Raw genomic sequence first — 2,052 nt, 5'->3', positions numbered from 1 at the left:
CTCTCTCTTACGATTTTTTCGTTGATCATCAGACGCTTTTCTAAAATGCAGACAAGCCTGTCAGTAAAACCTCCAGCTGTAACTCTACTCCTTATTCTTCTCCCTTCTTGCACGTTTACGCTCATTTGGATCAAGAAATTTCTTGCGTAAACGTATAGACTTTGGAGTGACTTCCACCAGTTCATCATCATCTATATATGCTATCATCTCTTCCAAAGTCATTATTTTTGGCGGGGTAAGTTTTATAGCTTCATCACTACCTGCAGCTCTTACATTTGTTAACTGCTTACCTTTGAGTACATTTATCTCCAAATCATTGTCGCGGTTGTGCTGCCCAACAATCATACCACAATATACTTTGTCTTGTGGCTTAATAAACATAATTCCCCTATCTTGCAAATTAAAGATTGCATACGCCACAGCCTCACCTTTGTCAGTAGAAATTAATACTCCATTGCGTCTTCCAGAAATTGGACCTTTATGAGGAGCATAACTGTGAAATAAACGGTTGATGATACCAGCACCGCGAGAATCGGTTAGAAACTCCCCTTGATAACCGATTAACCCCCTTGATGGCACTAAAAATGTTAACCTTGTTCTACCATTGCCAGAAGGTCTCATGTCAGTTACTTCACCTTTTCGGAAGCTGAGTTTCTCCATGATGATTCCACTATACTCATCATCTACATCGATTACCACTTCTTCTATAGGTTCAAGCTTTTTATCGTCTTTTTCTTTAGATAATACACGAGGACGCGAAACAGAAAGCTCAAAACCTTCTCTTCTCATATTTTCAATTAAAACTCCAAGCTGTAGCTCACCACGTCCACCCACTTCAAATGCCTCGCCACTTGATGTCGGAGTCACAGTAATCGCAACATTTGTCTCAGCTTCTGCATATAAACGGTCCTTTATGACAGTGGAAGTAAGCTTTGTTCCCTCTTGCCCAGCAAAAGGTGAATCGTTAACACTTATAGTAATCGCCATTGTTGGCGGATCAACCGGAGTTGAACTGATTGCAGTTGTAACTTCTGATGCTGCTATAGTCTCCGAAACTGAAGCTTTTTCAAGTCCTGCAATTGCTATTATGTCTCCTGCTACAGCTTGCTCTACTGGAATACGTTTTAAGCCAGAAAATGAGAATAACTTAGTCAGCCTTCCTCGCTCAACTACATTACCATCAAGATCGAGTACCTTAAGATCTGAATTGACTTTTGCAATTCCTTGGTAAACTTTCCCTGTCAATATCCTGCCAAGAAATTTATCAGACTCAAGTAAAGTAACCAGCATAGCAAAAGGTGCACTTTGGTTGTAAATAGATGGTTTTATATAATCTATAACCGTTGAAAATAATGGGCTTAAATCTTTTCTTTCGTCAGAGAGTTCTTTAACACACCAGCCATTCCTACCAGAAGAGTACAATACTGGAAAATCAAGCTGTTCGTTAGTTGCATCAAGGTTGAAAAACAATTCATATATTTCGTTCAACACTTCATCAATTCTTCTGTCTGGCCGATCAACCTTATTGATTAGCACAATCGGCTTCAAATCTGCTTTTAGTGCTTTTGATAACACAAACTTAGTCTGTGGCATGGGACCTTCTGCAGCGTCAACTAGCAGCAACACACCATCTGCCATGCATAGCACCCTTTCTACTTCTCCACCAAAGTCCGCATGCCCCGGTGTATCAACAATGTTGATTTTTTCATCGCCCCACATTATTGATGTACATTTTGCAAGTATTGTAATTCCGCGTTCACGCTCTTGATCACCACTATCCATCACTCGTTCTTGAACTTCTTGATTCTCACGAAACGTGCCACTTTGTTTTAACATGTTATCGAGTAAAGTAGTTTTGCCGTGGTCAACGTGCGCAATTATCGCAATATTACGGATTGATTTAAATTCGTTCATCTCTTATCATTTCAAATTTAATTTAGTAATAAGTATACATGTAATATACTTAGAGTAAATAGACCTTTTGCATAACCATATGACAAACTTTTAGCAGCGTATGTCATCCAATAGAAACGAAAGAAACTACTTAAAGAT

The 2,052-nt window shown here is 39.1% G+C and carries 1 protein-coding gene; it reads right to left on the bottom strand.

The features are described from left to right. Positions 1-84: 84 nt before the first annotated feature. Positions 85-1,914 carry a translational GTPase TypA gene (gene typA / locus IHO13_RS05310; RefSeq protein ID WP_225538605.1) on the bottom strand — a complete coding sequence of 610 codons (1,830 nt, stop codon included), beginning with the start codon at positions 1,912-1,914 and terminating at the stop codon, positions 85-87. Positions 1,915-2,052 lie beyond the last annotated feature (138 nt).

Source organism: Wolbachia endosymbiont of Mansonella perstans (assembly GCF_020278605.1).
Lineage (GTDB): Bacteria > Pseudomonadota > Alphaproteobacteria > Rickettsiales > Anaplasmataceae > Wolbachia.
This window is presented reverse-complemented; position numbering and strand designations above follow the sequence as displayed.